This window comes from Pseudoalteromonas sp. BSi20429 (assembly GCF_000238895.1).
Classification (GTDB): Bacteria; Pseudomonadota; Gammaproteobacteria; order Enterobacterales; family Alteromonadaceae; genus Pseudoalteromonas; species Pseudoalteromonas arctica.
Genome location: NZ_BADV01000069.1, coordinates 97,140 through 113,181, shown reverse-complemented (window position 1 = coordinate 113,181; position 16,042 = coordinate 97,140). Strand labels below are relative to the sequence as shown.

At 38.8% G+C, this 16,042-nt stretch carries 12 protein-coding genes; 2 read left to right on the top strand and 10 right to left on the bottom strand.

The window, feature by feature from the left end:
- Positions 1-9: 9 nt before the first annotated feature.
- The 4 genes from mrcB to P20429_RS06245 all read right to left on the bottom strand — a co-directional run bounded on the left by mrcB (position 10) and on the right by P20429_RS06245 (position 5,524).
- Positions 10-2,352 (bottom strand): penicillin-binding protein 1B, encoded by a 2,343-nt coding sequence (gene mrcB, locus P20429_RS06230; protein ID WP_010555510.1) that lies wholly within the window; start codon positions 2,350-2,352, stop codon positions 10-12.
- A gap of 150 nt (positions 2,353-2,502) precedes the next feature.
- Complete coding sequence (locus tag P20429_RS06235) at positions 2,503-3,732, bottom strand: ammonium transporter (RefSeq protein ID WP_010555509.1); 1,230 nt, start codon at positions 3,730-3,732, stop codon at positions 2,503-2,505.
- A 9-nt stretch (positions 3,733-3,741) separates the two neighbouring features.
- Complete coding sequence (locus tag P20429_RS06240) at positions 3,742-4,080, bottom strand: P-II family nitrogen regulator (protein WP_004587162.1); 339 nt, start codon at positions 4,078-4,080, stop codon at positions 3,742-3,744.
- Between the two features lie 220 nt (positions 4,081-4,300).
- The gene (locus P20429_RS06245; RefSeq protein WP_007584842.1) at positions 4,301-5,524 is read right to left on the bottom strand and encodes a diguanylate cyclase domain-containing protein; all 1,224 of its coding nucleotides are present in this window, start codon (positions 5,522-5,524) and stop codon (positions 4,301-4,303) included.
- Between the two features lie 365 nt (positions 5,525-5,889).
- Between P20429_RS06245 and P20429_RS06250 the strand changes: the two genes are divergently transcribed.
- Positions 5,890-7,407, top strand: a complete 1,518-nt coding sequence (locus P20429_RS06250; RefSeq protein ID WP_007584840.1) for a S10 family peptidase — start codon at positions 5,890-5,892, stop codon at positions 7,405-7,407.
- 39 nt (positions 7,408-7,446) lie between these two features.
- On the opposite strand, the gene P20429_RS06255 is transcribed toward P20429_RS06250, so the two are convergent.
- The 4 genes from P20429_RS06255 to P20429_RS06270 form a co-directional block, all read right to left on the bottom strand.
- Complete coding sequence (locus tag P20429_RS06255; RefSeq protein WP_007584838.1) at positions 7,447-9,591, bottom strand: ATP-binding protein; 2,145 nt, start codon at positions 9,589-9,591, stop codon at positions 7,447-7,449.
- 73 nt (positions 9,592-9,664) lie between these two features.
- On the bottom strand, positions 9,665-10,474 hold the full coding sequence (locus tag P20429_RS06260) for a phosphate/phosphite/phosphonate ABC transporter substrate-binding protein (protein ID WP_007584836.1): 810 nt from the start codon (positions 10,472-10,474) through the stop codon (positions 9,665-9,667).
- A 192-nt stretch (positions 10,475-10,666) separates the two neighbouring features.
- Positions 10,667-10,897, bottom strand: a complete 231-nt coding sequence (locus P20429_RS06265; RefSeq protein WP_007584834.1) for a hypothetical protein — start codon at positions 10,895-10,897, stop codon at positions 10,667-10,669.
- On the bottom strand, positions 10,898-12,421 hold the full coding sequence (locus tag P20429_RS06270) for a CYTH and CHAD domain-containing protein (protein WP_007584831.1): 1,524 nt from the start codon (positions 12,419-12,421) through the stop codon (positions 10,898-10,900).
- A gap of 294 nt (positions 12,422-12,715) precedes the next feature.
- Here P20429_RS06270 and P20429_RS06275 point away from each other — a divergent pair, with 294 nt between their 5' ends.
- Entirely contained in the window at positions 12,716-13,321 is a 606-nt protein-coding gene (locus tag P20429_RS06275; RefSeq protein WP_007584830.1) for a TIGR04211 family SH3 domain-containing protein, read from the top strand.
- A gap of 32 nt (positions 13,322-13,353) precedes the next feature.
- Here P20429_RS06275 and P20429_RS06280 read toward each other — a convergent pair whose 3' ends face one another.
- Positions 13,354-14,415: a DUF21 domain-containing protein gene (locus P20429_RS06280; protein WP_007584829.1), complete on the bottom strand. Its 1,062-nt coding sequence runs from the start codon at positions 14,413-14,415 to the stop codon at positions 13,354-13,356.
- A gap of 22 nt (positions 14,416-14,437) precedes the next feature.
- Positions 14,438-15,790, bottom strand: a complete 1,353-nt coding sequence (locus P20429_RS06285) for a magnesium transporter (protein WP_007584828.1) — start codon at positions 15,788-15,790, stop codon at positions 14,438-14,440.
- Positions 15,791-16,042: the final 252 nt, after the last annotated feature.

The window sequence follows — 16,042 nt, the reverse complement described above, 5'->3', positions numbered from 1 at the left end:
AGTCTTAGATTAACGAATACATTGTGGTCTTGGCTCAAACTCACTCGCTCTAAGTGGTAGCTGAATCACCTTGCCACATCCTGGTGGTGCCTGCTTACCCGTTTGCTCATTTACAAATGCCCAGCGTATTGATGGCGGACGCGTATCGGCTATTGCTTGTGGATTAAGTGGCTTTAAGTAGCGAATATATGCTTCTAATGCACCTACGCTGCCCGTTAAACCCGTGCTTTTGTTGTCGTCTCGACCAAGCCAAGCTACCGTCACTGTATTTTGATCAAAGCCTGCAAACCAACTATCACGTAAATCGTTACTAGTGCCAGTTTTGCCTGCAAGTTGGATTGATGGGAAGTGTAAATTTAAGCGTTTAGCAGTGCCGTCTTTCGTTACGCGTTTCATCGCGTATTTAGTCATATACATTGCAGATTTATCAAAACGAGGCTCTGCATTTACTTTATGCTTATAAAGTACTTTACCAACCGAGTCAGTTAATGCCGAAATTGCAGTGAGCTTTTTATATTCGCCATCTGCAGCAATTGTCGTATAAAGCTGAGCAACTTCAAAACTCGACATTTCAACAGCCCCTAAAAGCAACGATGGGTATTCGTTTATCGCCCCTTTAGCGCCTAATCCTTTTAGTGTTTTCGCGACTTTATCAACACCTACATCGAGGCCTAAATTAACCGCTGGAATATTAATACTGTTACTAAATGCTTTATAAAGAGGGATTGCTCCACGGTATTTATGATCAAAATTTTCTGGTTGCCACACTTTTCCCTGCTCATTTGTAACCTGTACTGGCGAGTCATCAAGCAAAGTAGCTAAATTATAATGTGGTAATTGCAATGCGCTTAAATACACAGCCGGTTTTACCAGCGAGCCAATATTACGCTTTGTATCTAAAACACGGTTAAACCCTGAATAACGAACATCGCGCCCTGCAACAAGTGCAGATACACCGCCCTTTTCTACATTAACAGAGATCATGGCTGCTTCTAGTTTTTCGGTTCTAGGACGATTTTCCAGGTACGGTAAGCTCTTTTCAATAGACTCTTCCATTGCTGTTTGCTTTTGTAAGTCAAAATAAGTAAATACTCTTACGCCTGCATCAAGTGTTTGCTGATCTGGCAATAATTCATTTAGTTCTCTGTTTACTAACTCTAAATAGCCTGGATATGATTTTTGTAAACTCGCTTTCATTGGCGCAATATCAATTGGGCGATTAAGCGATGCACGGTACTCTTTTGTGCTAAGTAGCTTGTTTTCAACCATAAGGCGAAGCACTAAGTCTCGGCGCTCCATTGTGCGCTCTTTATAGCGACGTGGATTGTAATAAGATGGACCTTTAACCATTGCCACCAGCAAAGCAATTTGATCGTACTCAAGCTCATCTACCGGCTTTGAAAAGTAAAAGTCAGCAGCAAGCCCCATACCGTGCACACCTTGGTTGTATGACTGCCCTAGGTATACTTCATTTAAGTAAGCTTCTAATATCTGATCTTTTGAATAACGATAATCTAAAATAAGGGCAATAAAGGCCTCATTTATTTTTCGTACTAAAGAGCGCTCACGTGTTAGGTAAATATTTTTAGCTAACTGCTGAGTAAGCGTACTACCACCTTGAACGGTGCGCCCCGCTTTAATATTAGAATAAAGCGCGCGTAAAATAGAAAACACTGATACACCATGATGTTCGTAAAAATCACGGTCTTCAACCACCAATAGCGTATCTTTTAGCATTGCTGGAAACTTATCTAGTGGTACAAATTCTCTATCTTGTTTAGAGTCATTACCAATACGCGCTATTTGCACAGGCTCTAGACGAGCTGAATTTAAACGCCTACCAAACTTATCTTTAATGGTCGCAACTTTTTGCCCTGCAAAGCGAAGTTCAATAATATGTGATTCTTCAAGGCCATCATAAAATTCAAAATCACGACGATAAATCTTGATGCTATCTGCTGTTTTAACAAACTGCCCTGTGCGGCTTAATCTATTAACCGATGAATAATTTAAACGCTCTAGCTCAAACACTACTTCCTGACTTGATAAAAATTGCCCCGGATAAAACTCCATAGAACGAGCATACACTTGCGCTGGAAGTTGCCATTTATTACCTTCAAATATACGCGTTGTTTTTGAATCTAAATAAATGAAATACATTGCCATTGCAATAAAAACAGCCAAGCTTAGTTTCCAAAACACTGACCATGTTTTTCTCATAAAAGAGCGTTTAACAGTGGTTTCCACTGTTTTTTTACTGCCCTTTGAGGTGCTTTTTTTTGTCTTGCTTGACGATTTACTTGCACGTTTAACTGCAGGTTTACTGGTAGGTGTTTTTTTATTGTCGGCCATTTAAGTGTAATTTATTCCAAGGGTTATTCACGAGTGTGAGCTTAGCATATTGGATATATCCTAACATCCGAAAAGTTAACCCCCCCTGAAACAAAAAAAGCCCTACCGAAGTAGGGCTTTGTGTAAACACACTATTATTTAAATAAACTATTAGCTATTTCGAACAGAAACAAACTCTGGGTAGGCTTCAATACCACAATCGTGTTGATCCATACCGTTTAGTTCTTCTTCTTCGGTTACTCGTATACCCATTGTTTTGTTAAGCACAGTCCAAACAATAAATGATGCTACAAATACAAAGGCAAGAATACATACTAGACCCGTTAACTGATTAACAAAGCTTGCGTCACCATTGGTTAGCGGTACTAACATAATACCTAATGCGCCACACGTACCATGAACAGAGATAGCACCCACTGGATCGTCAATCTTAACTTTATCAAGTGCTATGATACTAAATATAACAAGTGCACCACCAAGTAGACCAAGTAGACATGCCATTAATGGTGATGGAGATAGAGGGTCTGCTGTTATAACAACTAAGCCAGCTAATGCACCATTTAAGACCATTGTTAAATCTGATTTACCCCAAAGTACTTTACATACAAACAGTGCTGCAATAGCACCCATTGCAGCTGCTGCATTGGTGTTAAGTAATATTTGGCCTACTGCAGTTGCGTTTTCTTTATCCGAAAGTAGTAATTGAGAACCACCGTTAAAGCCAAACCAACCCATCCATAAAATAAATGTACCTAGTGTAGCAAGTGGTAAGTTTGAACCTGGAATTGGGTATATTTCACCGTTCTTACCATATTTACCTTTACGAGCACCTAGGATTAATACACCAGCTAGTGCAGCTGCTGCACCTGCGCCATGCACAATTGCAGAACCTGCAAAATCAACAAAGCCCATTTCAGATAAGAAACCACCACCCCATGTCCAGTAACCTTCAATAGGGTAAATAAAACCAGTTAGTACTACAGCAAAACCTAGGAAAGCCCACAGTTTCATACGCTCAGCAACAGCACCCGATACAATCGACATAGCGGTTGCAACAAATACTACTTGGAAGAAAAAGTCAGATTCTAAAGAATGGTCAGCATCGGCAGCTTGTGTACCAATTAAAGCGCCTATTGAAGGAATAAAACCACCTTCGGCATTGTCTACATACATAATGTTGTAGCCAACTAATAAAAACATCGTACATGCAATTGAATATAGCGCGACATTTTTAGTTAAAATTTCAGCTGTGTTTTTAGAGCGAACTAAGCCCGCCTCTAACATGGCAAAACCTGCTGCCATCCACATTACTAATATACCTGATATTAAAAAATAGAAGGTATCGAGTGAAAACTTTAGTTCTATTATTGTATTTTCCATGAGACCCCCTTAAATTGCTTCTTCGTCAAGTTCGCCAGTACGGATACGAACAATTTGATCCAAGTCGTACACGAAAATTTTACCGTCACCAATTTTACCTGTTGATGCAATTTTAGTGATTGCTTCAACAACGCGTTGACAATTTTCAGTACGAGTTGCAATTTCAAGTTTGATCTTAGGAATAAAATCTACTTGGTATTCTGCACCACGATATAACTCAGTATGACCTCGTTGACGTCCAAAACCTTTAACATCAACTACTGTCATCCCCTCAATTCCTAAATCAGCGAGTGCTTCACGCACGTCGTCTAATTTAAATGGTTTTATGATTGCACTAATCATTTTCATAGCGGCCCCCTCGGACTCTTTATTGTTATCCTATTGGGTTAAACAATCCAACCTTTGTGCCACTATTTTATATCAATTAAAAACAGCCACTTAGTAAAAAACACAAACTCAAGATCAAAAAAAACGCACCAATTAGGTGCGTTAATTTAACAAGTCAGCTACATTGGTGCGTGCTATATCTCTATATATTTATCACGTATCTAGCTTTGTTTAAGAAGGGTTATACCACGCAGTTTCTGCCTTGGTTTTTAGCTTCGTATAATGCTTTGTCAGCAACACGCATTGCCTGCGTTAAGCTAGTGTCTTGAAAGTCAGCCAAGCCTATACTCGTGGTAATTTTAATTGATTTATCGCTAATAGAAAAATCGTAACTAGCCATCTTTTTCCTAAATGCTTCAAAGTATTCACGACCGCGTTCTAGCTCTATTTCAGGTAATATTATGGCAAACTCTTCCCCGCCAACCCGTGCAACCGTAAACTTTGAAAACGTAGATCGTATTAATGAACCAACCTGCTTTAAAGCCTGATCGCCGCCTTCATGGCCTAATGTATCGTTAATGTTTTTGAAAAAATCGATATCAAGCAATGCCAAAGTATTTTTCTGGTTTTTACTTTTAAGGAGCTTTTCTGCATATTGATAAAAGTAGCGTCGGTTATGAAGCCCTGTTAAGTGATCCCTATGTGCGCTTTCTTTAATATCTGAAATTAACGACAGTTGCTCCATTGTTTGAAGTACTCGACAATGAAATTCTTCATTCATAAATGGCTTTGTTAAAAAGTCATTGGCGCCATATTTAATAAATCGTGCTGATAGGCCATGCTTCCCCGCGCCCGACAAGCCAATAATTGCTAAGTCGTCTCGGCCTCTAAAATTACGTACCGCTTTGACAAGTTCAAAGCCATCCATAGAGGGCATAGCGTAGTCGGTCATAAGTAGCTTTATATCAGGGTTAGCTTTTAATATTTCGAGTGCTTGTTGTCCATCGTGGGCATCTGTTACATCAAACAATTGCTTTTCTAGCATTTGCTTCATTAACGAGCGACTTAGTAATGAGTCATCTGCTATTAGTGCTTTACAGCCTTGATTTCTGAGTAATTGCGCAACGAGCTTAACGGCATAATGGTAAGAATCGCGATTATCTTTAATAACATAATCAACTACGCCCAATTCAAGCATTTGTTGGCGCTTGTACTCATCTATTTTTGAGGTTAAAACAACCGTAGGAATTTTTTTAGATAAAGTATATTTTGCAACTTCACCGTGCGGAGCATCTGGCAAAGTTAAATCAACTAACGCAAGCGTATAGTCGTATTTTTCTACGAACGTAGCGCATTCTGCTAAAGACCAAGCAAAATCAATTGCTACATCAAGGTATTGTGCAGTTAAGTGGCGAAGCACCTGCTGCACTACTTTACTGTCTTCAACCACTAATACTCTTTGCATAAAGCTTCTCTTTACCTTTAATTAATTTTGTAACAAAACGACAAATACAACGCTATTACTGCAATAGCATTAGTCATAAACATCCGGTGTAGAGTGCACTTATGTGCTTGAAAGCGTAATCCATTAGATTTTTTTGGTGATAGCTTGTATATAAAATCAATACAAGTAGGCCCGCAATATACCTGAATTCTGTGATTAACTAAATAAAGAAACCAAATCCCAAATAACTATAAAAGTGGTTAGCACGCGTCTCTAAGCGCATTAATACCTTACTTAACTAGTATTATCGGCCACTAGTCTCAATACTTTTGTTATTTAACCCATTAATGTCTTTAATGGTGTATCAACAATAATAAGGACACCTAATGAAGCTTAGTCGTATTATCAGTTTACCGATAACCGTTATTGCATTAATAATCAGTACAAGCACGCTTGCCGATAACCAACGTCGTATTGATGTAGACAGCAAAGTTGTTACTCAACATAAAGCTAAAATCAACGGTCAACGCTTTAGTTACACCGTTGCCACAGGCACACAACCTGTATGGGATGATAAAGGCGACGCGGTTGCGACATTGCAATACACTTACTACACACGCGACAAAGTTGACGACAGGACAAATCGCCCATTACTTATTTCATTTAATGGCGGGCCAGGTTCGGCTTCTGTATGGATGCACCTTGCTTATACTGGTCCTCGCGTATTAAAGATTGATGACGAAGGCTATCCAATTCAACCTTATGGCGTAAAAGACAACCCATATTCTGTACTTGATATTGCCGATATTGTTTACGTAAACCCTGTAAATACTGGCTACTCTCGCGTACTTGAAAACGAAAAAGGCGAACTTCCTTCTAAAGCAAAACAAAAAGAGCTATTTTTTGGTGTTAATGCCGATATTAAATACCTTGCTGAGTGGTTAAATACTTTTGTAAATAGAGCTGAGCGCTGGCGATCGCCTAAATTTTTAATTGGTGAAAGCTACGGTACAACACGTGTATCGGGTCTTGCTCATGAGCTTCAAAATAGTCAATGGATGTACATAAACGGTGTTGTTCTCGTATCACCTACTGATATTGGTATTAAGCGCGACGGTCCGATTAAAGCCGCTAACCGCCTACCTTACTTTGCAGCGACTGCTTGGTATCACAAAGCACTTAAAGCCGATTTACAAGCTAAAGATCTAGATGAGTTATTACCTGAAGTTGAAGAATTTACTGTAAACGAGTTAATCCCAGCGCTTGCTAAGGGTGGCTTTATTAATGCTGAAGAAAAACGTCGAATAATTACAAAAATGGCACACTACGCTGGCTTATCAGAAAAGTTTGTTGAACAAAATAACTTGGATATTCCAACTCGATTTTTCTGGAAAGAGCTACTACGTGAACGTGGTCAAACTGTGGGTCGCTTAGATTCTCGTTATTTAGGAATAGATAAACGAGGCGCGGGTGAATCCCCAGACTACTGGGCTGAACTTACCTCTTGGTTACACTCTTTCACTCCTGCAATTAATCACTACTTACGTGAAGAGCTAAACTATAAAACAGATGTAAAATATAATTTATTTGGTAATGTTCACCCATGGGATAGAACCGGTAATAATACGGGCGAAAATCTACGTTTGGCAATGGCGCAAAACCCTTACTTAAACGTGATGATTCAATCAGGATACTTTGATGGTGCAACCAATTACTTTGACGCTAAATATACGTTATGGCAATTAGACCCAAGCGGTAAAATGAAAGACCGTTTGAGCTTTAAAGGCTACAGAAGTGGGCATATGATGTACCTTCGCCACGCTGACTTAGAAAGCTCTAATAACGATTTACGTGACTTTATACAGGACGCTTTACCTAAGAAAGGGGAAGCGGCTAAATACTAAAATATTTTAAACATAAAATGGCTCTTTATGAGCCATTTTTTATATGCGTTTTTCATATCGTAAACAATAGCTTTTAAGTTGCGTTACTACATCGTTAAAGCATACTTCAAGCTGCTGTATATATTCACCTTTAACTATTTCACTCTCTGCCTGTGTTTCTATCTGCTGGCATATATTTGCCAACTCAATAGCCCCCACAGACTTTGAAGACGATTTTAATGCATGGGCCTGAAAAGCCAAATCAACATAATTTTTACTCTTAGCATACGCATTAGCTAATTTAATTTGCTCCCCTGCCGTTTGTAAAAACGCATTAAACACCATGCAGTGCACAGTAGGATCATCACCAAGCATTGCTTTTAATAACGTGATATCTAGTTGATCAAAACTATCTGAAGCTATATTTTCACCATCAGATTTTTCTGATCGCGTGTTGACCACTGTTTGAGAGTGCTCCATCAATAACGACTTTAATTTAACAAGCTCAATGGGCTTGGTTAAAAAGCCGTTCATTCCACAATCATAACAATTATCTATATTGTTTTTGGTAATGTTGGCCGTAATTGCAATTATAATAAGTTTATCAAAATGAGTGTTTTCGCGTATTTTTTTGGCTAACCCTAACCCATCGAGTAAAGGCATTTGAATGTCGGTTAGTAAAATATCGAAGTGTTTATTTTGCAGAGTTTCCCAGGCTTGCTCCCCATTACTTACAAAAGTAGAACACACTCCAAGCATGGTTAATTGCTGTTTTAATACTTGCTGATTTGTAACCTGATCCTCTGCCACTAAAACCTCAAGCGTAGGAAGAGTTACTGTATCTAAGCTTTGCTGTATTATTTGAGGTACTTGCACTTGTGCTGGCAAGTCAGTTTGCTCAAAGCTGTTAAAGTTTAGTGTAAAACAAGAACCTTTGTGCTGCTCACTTTGCGCGCTTAAAGAACCCTGCATACGCTCTACCAGCTGCTTAGTTATCACTAAACCAATACCCGTACCGTTCACTTTACTGGTTTCAGCTCCTAAACGGTCAAAAGGTTTAAATAAGCGAGAAATATCATCTGGAGCAAATCCACATCCGGTGTCTGTTACATCTATTTCGCATTGTTTATTACTTAACACCCGGCAATTTATATTAATGCTGCCATTTGGTTTGTTGTATTTAATCGCATTTGAAAGCAAGTTAAGCATCACTTGTTTAAAGCGGCGCTGATCAATGTAAATACTCAACCCTTCTAAGGACTCGAAACCTTGGGTATGCAGTGTTATTGATTGCCCTTTAATAAGCTCAGTGACGAGCTCTACTGACTCCTCTAATATGCTTTTAATAGGCACATAAGAAAAACTAAACTGCATATTACCCGACTCAATAGCCGTTAAATCAAGTACATCGTCTATAAGTAATAGTAAATGTTCTCCAGCTTGATAAATGCTTTTCGCGTTTTCTTTTTGTACTTTATTAGCACTCTCATCATATCCATACAGCTGGGCTAAGCCTAAAATTGCATTTAATGGGGTTCTTAATTCGTGGCTCATACTGGCCATAAAATCTGACTTTGCTTTACTTGCTGACTCTGCCTGAATTCGTAATACATTTAATTTTTGATGGTTATTAGCAACCTCATCAACCATGTTATTAAATGCACTTATTACGCTGCCTACTTCATTTTGTTGTTGTTTATCTATATGGCAATCAAAGTCACCTTTGGCTAAACGTGAAAACCCCTGTTTTAAAGTCCTTAAAGGCGACGTAACCCTGTAATCCACCAGCCAAGCTAAACCTATAAAAACGATAACTAAAATAATAAATTGTATATATATTAGGGTGTAATGAAGTTTTGAAGATTCGTTTATTTCATTCGTAAAATTAACAACCAAGCTAATATTAGCCAGCGGTTTATCTAAAAACACCACCTGCTGAGATAACAACATGTCACCGTTTTCATTTGCTCCAACCCAGTTTTCAAGCGGGTATAATTGGTTATTTGAATCCACATCAACAATTTTAATACTTTTCCAATTAGGGCGAGTTTGGAGTTGGCTGTCTATTTCTTCATACAGCTCTGCATACTGCCTAGTTAACAACGGAGTCGTTATAGAAGTCGATAACTGCGCTAAAGAACGCTGAGCAGCCTTTGAAAGCCCATCGTTTACCCAACGCGCTTGCTCAGGTAAGGCGTGAAACATAAAAAGACAGGCCATAAGCAAGCCACAAAGCAATATAACAATAAAGCTTTGCGCCCTCAGACTACGAAACCCTCTAATTTTCAACATAAAATGAGCGCAAGCCCCACTGAGTTAACTGCTGATACTCTGCTAAAGTTGCAATACTAGGTTTAATAATTGGGATACCTGCAAGTAAATGTTTATGCTCTGGGCTTTGCCCAATATCTAAAATAGCTTGTTGCACTTTTAACTGTATTGCAAGATCAACCCTTGGATGGGCTACAATTGGGTGGCGACTAATTTCACGCGTTTTATAGAGAATTTTAAGCTTATTTTGCAAGCTTTCTGGTTGTTGTTTAAATGTGCCCATTACACCACCGCCCGCCATTGTTGAATGCAGTGCTACATTTAAATATACCGAAGGGTGGGTTTGTACATATACAGGCTTTATTGTTAGCCCATACAACAACGCTAAGTCGGCTCTCATTAATAATGACGCACCTAATGCATTAGGTGCAGGGAATGCTATTTCGGCGCCCTCTAGTTGGCTTAAATTATCAATATTACTGTCTTTGTTTACGAGCAAAATACCTTGCAGCTTTCGCCCTGCATCTTTTATTAGTGGCAAATATCCCTGCTTTTCATATGCTACAACACTGTGCCATGGATTCATGTATGCAAAGTCGTAGTCGCCATTAGCAAAGGATTTTTCAAATACCGGAATAGACTCAACTGTAATTAGCTTTATTGATACCCCTGTTTGCTTACTTACTTGCTTTAACAAAGGTTGCCAAATAGCATTTAGCTTTTGCGGCTCATATTGCGGCACTACACCAAAGGTATATTCTTGAGCCAATAAGAGTGAGCTGTGCATCAAACATAATATAGCCACTAAATACTTCATCAATTCTCCAAATAATAGCGTGTCATTATTGCTTAAGCGTAGTTAAAGACTACTCAACACACCATAAAATTATTATATATTCGATATTTAGCACTGACCTACTTTGATTACAGGTCGTTTTGGAGTGTATTTTTATGTGTGAGCATATGATGTAAATTAATAAAGATGTTGTAAGTACTTTTTAGGCCGGCTTTATTGCTTAGCCAAGTAGGGATTGATCCATGAGGCAAAGCTGGTTGGTATTTTGCTCATCTGCGCTTTTACTTCAAAAATATTATCACTGTGGCTTTGATAATACACACTTACGCCATTTTTGTTTTTATACAAATGCCATGTTGGCTCAGCGTAAGTGTTAAAACTAACTAATAAAAGAATAACGAATAAGCACTTTTGTAACTGAATTTCATTACAAAAGCGCATCATTTATTTTTGCCAGTAAGGTTCTATGTCAAATGAAGCAAGGCGACTTTGCTCCATCGCACTCACCAAATATTCAGACTTTTGTTCAAGCCATGACTGGATTTTAGCAAGCTGTTCGTCTTCTTGCCCAGCACATAACTGCTTTAAATACTCAAGCGTACTTAACTCATAAATACCATGAGAAATATCAAGCCAAGGCAATCTAAACTCTAGGCGTTCTTCTTTATCAAATAACGACCCTAGGCAGTTACCGCTCAGTAAACTATTTTCAAGTTGAGTGCGCAGGTTTAAATACGAAGCGACATCGAGTGTTTGTTCTTTAGGGAGTAATTCGTGCAGATTTTTCCAGTCTTTATTAAAAAGCCTACTCGCAATGGACGACACGTTTTGCTCAGCCGCTTGAAGCTCTATTTGCCCCCAATCTTTACGCCACTGTTTATCAATTAACCACGTAGTTAACGACAGTAATAAACGATTATAACGCGCGCTATGAAACAGTGCATTTATATCGTCAATGCTTGGCTGTAACTCTTTTAAATCACCAATGACTTGAGTAAGTGCTGGAGCAGCATTAATTTTTTTATAAAAAGCATGGCGTTTAGACGTGTACGTTTTTAATTGAATCGCGTTTTCTACCCACGCTAATTCGCTTAATAACCATTTAAGCTCTGTACGTAAATGTTCTGTACTTTCTTTGGATACTATATCGTCGTACAGCCAAAAAGTATGGCGTATTAGGCTAATGCCGTCAGTTACGCGTTTAAGCGTTTTTAAACTTGGCTTATCGAAATAGCATTGCTCATGCTTTTGCACAAAGCGAATGCCAAAGTTCATGGCTTCAACTAAAGCACGCTCTTGGGTAGTCGACTTTGGTAATTGAACAAAACCAATAGATTTGCTTGGTGTTAAAGGTTTTTCATCTGCAAGGCGATAACCACGCGCGGCCTTAGAGTATAATCCTAAACGGATACAGTTCTGGCTAACCAGTACATCTGCAAACGCAAACAACTCATTACGACTGCCCTCAACAAGCTCAATTTCAAGCTCGCTAATAATTTCAATTTTACCCGAAGCCGCAATTTCACCTTTATCGAGTACAACTTCAATTTTAGCACCACTTTCGGTTTCAATTAACCAAGTACGACGAATAAAGTTAGTACTAAATATTGGATACAAATTTTTTGAGATTGCGCTTATTTGCATGCCATGAGGCCAAATATCAGCATCAAACGCCATTAAATTAGGGCGACTTGATTCAATTGGTAAATTGTACTCTGGACGTTGGTGTAAACCACCTACAACTTCACCTGCAAGCTTTATAGTTTGCTCGCATTCGCTGTCAGAACAGCGAGTTCTAAAGCCTATGTCAAGCGCTCTAAGCTCTCGGCTTGGCGTGTCGTAGTATGCATTTTGTAAGCTGCGTGACGGTTTATTCTTCACCGTTTTTGCAAATTGAGTAATTAACGAGGGGATCAGTGGAATAACGGCATCTGATACCAAAAATTTCAGTTCTATCTCAGTATCCATTCGGTTTGCGGATTACCTTTAAAATAAATAAGTGCTCAAAATAAACAAAGCACACTAACAATGCAAATTTTTTAGCCTTATTTTAGTGCCTGTTGACCTTTGTGGATTAAAATTCGTTCTATCTAGAGGCAATTTAATCGCGGGGCGAGGTTTGTAACCTAGTGGGCTAGGTAACTGCTACTGGGTTACAATATCAGTCTTGCTATTGAGCTATTTAATCCATACTATCTAACTACTTATGTGAAATGAAAATCACGTTCATAACGGACGCAGTTAGATCAACAAGGTAGATAAATGCTAAAACATTGTTTATTAGGGCTACTTTTAACAGCCACCACATTTATGAGTTATGCAGAAGAAGCAAAACCTGCAAATTCAACTAATGCAAACACCGCTTATATTATCGATAATTTATATACTTTTATGCGCTCTGGTGCGAGTAAGAATTATCGACTACTCGGCTCTGTAGATGCTGGAACAAAGTTAACCTTGTTATCTGCTGAAGAAAACGGCTTTATAAAAATTAAAGATGATAAAGACCGCGAAGGTTGGATAGAAACTAAGTTTGTTACCAAAACGGCAGGCTTACACCAACAGTACAAAACACTAAGTAGCGAAATGAGTACTATGCAAGAAAACCTGCGCCAAGCTCAAATAGAACTTCCGCAGCTACAAGAGCAAAACCAAACTTTAACTGATCAAAACCTGCAGTTATCGGCCCAAATTACTAAGCTTAAAACAACGCTAGAGCAAGAGCGCACCCAAAAGGAAGCTGCTAGCTCAAAAGAGAAGCGTCAGCTACTTACTTACGGTGGTGCTATTGCGTTTTTAGGCCTGTTTTTAGGTATTATATTAACGATAGTGTTGTCGCGTCGTAAGCGCTACGAAGGTTGGGCATAACCCTCCTTTCTATTGAATACAAAAAAGCCGCTTTATAGCGGCTTTTTATTTTCTGTATTTTCATGCAGTTCGAGTTTTGGTGCACTCATACCTTTGAGTAACCGACCAAATATATCAGCACCGGTAATAATGCGCTTCACATCACTCCACACTAACACCACGTCGTGATCAATGGCCCCATCAAACGATTTATCTAAAGAATGACTAGCCCGTATTTTTAAAATAACTTCACTCAGGCGCATCGCTTCATCAGCAACAATAATAGGTCTGTGACAATAATGATAAGGGTCGAACGTCTCTGGTTCAAACAAGGCTGAACGTAAAAAGCCGTCAGCATCTACCACTAATAAAGGCCAACCGTCTTCATTGGTAATGATCACCCAGTTATAACCTGACTTATGTAGTTTTCGTAAAAACTCATTATCAGTCGTTAATGTAAGGTCTGGGAAAATAGGCAAATCAAGCTTAGTAGGCAAAGCAATAATAGAGTCTGGATCAATTACCTCACCCTCTTTGGTTACGCTTATTTCATCTAAGCTAAAAAAGTTAAGTGCGCCAATTCCCTCAACGTGCTGAACATCAGCCTCTTCTGCTTCTATGTGTTTGCGAATAATACCTCTGAGCTCACTTTCAGCAAAGTACGTAATCCCCTCTTTACCTAACCATGCATCGAGAATTAAAGCCGTTGGCTTAGCAACTACATAAAACAGAATCTGATAAAACTTAATTAACGGCGAAAGTAGGCTCGCCATTTTTAGCGCATTACGCGAAAAATAAGCCTGCGGTGTTATTTCACCAATAATAGTAATTGCGATAGTTGAGAATAAAAACGAACTTGCGCCCATTAATACCGAATCAGAAAGTAGTGTAAGTAGTACGTTAATACCTACGTTGCCCCACAAAATAGTCGATAATAAAAAGTTAGAGTCGTTTCGAAGGGCCATCACTTTTATGGCCGCCTCGTTCCCTTTTGCACTTTCCATTTCGAGCTGAAGCCTACTTAGTGAAAAAAACGCTAAGTTTAAGCCCGAAAATATTGCCGATTGTGAAATACACAAAGCAATTGCACACCAAATCATGACTTCAAAGGTCATTGTATTTTCCTGTTAAAAATGCCTATAAAAGCAATAAACTGCCTAAACCTAAAAAGGTAACAAACCCAACAATATCGGTAACGGTAGTTAAAATTACCGAGCCAGATAACGCAGGATCAATTTTCATTTTGTCTAAAATAGACGGAATAACAACACCCGCTAGTGACGCAGCGACTAAATTCAATAATATGGCTACCGTAATCGTAATACTAAGCATTAAATCGTTAAACCATAAAAAGGTAAGTAGGCCTATTACAAACGCCCATACCAAGCCATTTACAGCGCCAACACGTAGCTCTTTTTTAAGTAACGCATTGCGGTTTGAATCTGTAACCTGTCCGAGCGCTAAACCACGCACAATAACGGTTAATGTTTGACTACCTGCAATCCCGCCCATAGAAGCAACCACTGGCATTAATACAGCGAGTGCTACAACCTGTTCTATAGTTGCGCCAAATAAACCGATGAACCAAGACGCTAAAAAGGCAGTAGCTAAGTTAATACCTAACCATATACCACGGTTTTTAGCACTTTTTCGCACACTTGCGAACAGGTCTTCGTCTTCACGTAAACCACCGGCTTTAGCGGCTGCTTCATCAGCAATTTCTTGTCGTAATTCATAAGCAGAGGCAATGGTTAATCGCCCAAGTAATTTGTTATCAGCATTAACCACTGGCAATGCCATTTTTTCACTGTGGATCACCACTTCTGCCGCTTCATATAAATCATCATCAGCATGGAGCGATGAAAAGTCATGATTTGCCAATGTCATTAAGTTATCGGTGTCGCTGGCTTTTATTAAATCATTTACCGCAACCTCACCTATTAAGCTGCCCTTACGGCTTACCAAATAAATAACCTCACTGTATTGCGGTAAACCTTTATGTAGCAATTTTTTAGCGCCACCGGCAGTTAGCTTCTCTGATACTTTTAAAAAGTCAAAACCTAACCAGTGACCAAGTTGTTCTGGCGGGTATTGCTGCGCTAAATCATATTGTTTGGTTTGCGCTTCATCGAGTTGCTTTTTTGCATACTCAACAAATCGCTCTGGTATAACTTCTTCAAGTTCCAGTAGCTCTTCTACATTAACTTCATCAAGAAGTTTAAAAGCCTCAGTGTCTTCTAGTGTTTGCAGCAACCACAAGCAACTATCTTCACTTAAATTAACAAAAATTTCGTGTTGCGTGTCTTCGTCAAGCAACTGCCAAATTTCAAGTCGTTGTTCTTTTGGTATCGCCTCAAAAAGTAATGACAGGTGCTCTGTTGAAAGCGTTAACTGCGCATCTGCTAATAATTTATTTTTGCGTTCTGTTGTATCGCATTGCAATAAATCATTTATGAGCTGTGGAAGTTGGTCTACCGGATACTCAATCATCTTAAAACCTTAAAATTTAAAAGCGCACATTATTTATAGTCTACTTGAACAATAAAAAATTGCAGAAAAAACGTGAACTTATTAAGCATGCGCAAGCTATTTTTGCGCATTGTATGGGCAAACTAAATGCAGTACTAATATTTATTTTAAAAAATTAAAAAAACAGTAAAAGGAATTGTTTTTGAGGGATTAAACAACAAGTAAGCAAACCAAAGGGATTACTTATAATAAAAAAAATCCCATATTAGCTAG

What these genes read in the sequence shown, in the direction of transcription:
- P20429_RS06270 (WP_007584831.1), bottom strand. Translation starts at nt 12,421, where the DNA reads ATGGATACTGAGATAGAACTGAAATTTTTGGTATCAGATGCCGTTATT.
- P20429_RS06255 (WP_007584838.1), bottom strand. Translation starts at nt 9,591, where the DNA reads ATGTTTCACGCCTTACCTGAGCAAGCGCGTTGGGTAAACGATGGGCTT.
- P20429_RS06285 (WP_007584828.1), bottom strand. Translation starts at nt 15,790, where the DNA reads ATGATTGAGTATCCGGTAGACCAACTTCCACAGCTCATAAATGATTTA.
- P20429_RS06275 (WP_007584830.1), top strand. Translation starts at nt 12,716, where the DNA reads ATGCTAAAACATTGTTTATTAGGGCTACTTTTAACAGCCACCACATTT.
- mrcB (WP_010555510.1), bottom strand. Translation starts at nt 2,352, where the DNA reads ATGGCCGACAATAAAAAAACACCTACCAGTAAACCTGCAGTTAAACGT.
- P20429_RS06265 (WP_007584834.1), bottom strand. Translation starts at nt 10,897, where the DNA reads ATGATGCGCTTTTGTAATGAAATTCAGTTACAAAAGTGCTTATTCGTT.
- P20429_RS06250 (WP_007584840.1), top strand. Translation starts at nt 5,890, where the DNA reads ATGAAGCTTAGTCGTATTATCAGTTTACCGATAACCGTTATTGCATTA.
- P20429_RS06260 (WP_007584836.1), bottom strand. Translation starts at nt 10,474, where the DNA reads ATGAAGTATTTAGTGGCTATATTATGTTTGATGCACAGCTCACTCTTA.
- P20429_RS06240 (WP_004587162.1), bottom strand. Translation starts at nt 4,080, where the DNA reads ATGAAAATGATTAGTGCAATCATAAAACCATTTAAATTAGACGACGTG.
- P20429_RS06235 (WP_010555509.1), bottom strand. Translation starts at nt 3,732, where the DNA reads ATGGAAAATACAATAATAGAACTAAAGTTTTCACTCGATACCTTCTAT.
- P20429_RS06280 (WP_007584829.1), bottom strand. Translation starts at nt 14,415, where the DNA reads ATGACCTTTGAAGTCATGATTTGGTGTGCAATTGCTTTGTGTATTTCA.
- P20429_RS06245 (WP_007584842.1), bottom strand. Translation starts at nt 5,524, where the DNA reads ATGCAAAGAGTATTAGTGGTTGAAGACAGTAAAGTAGTGCAGCAGGTG.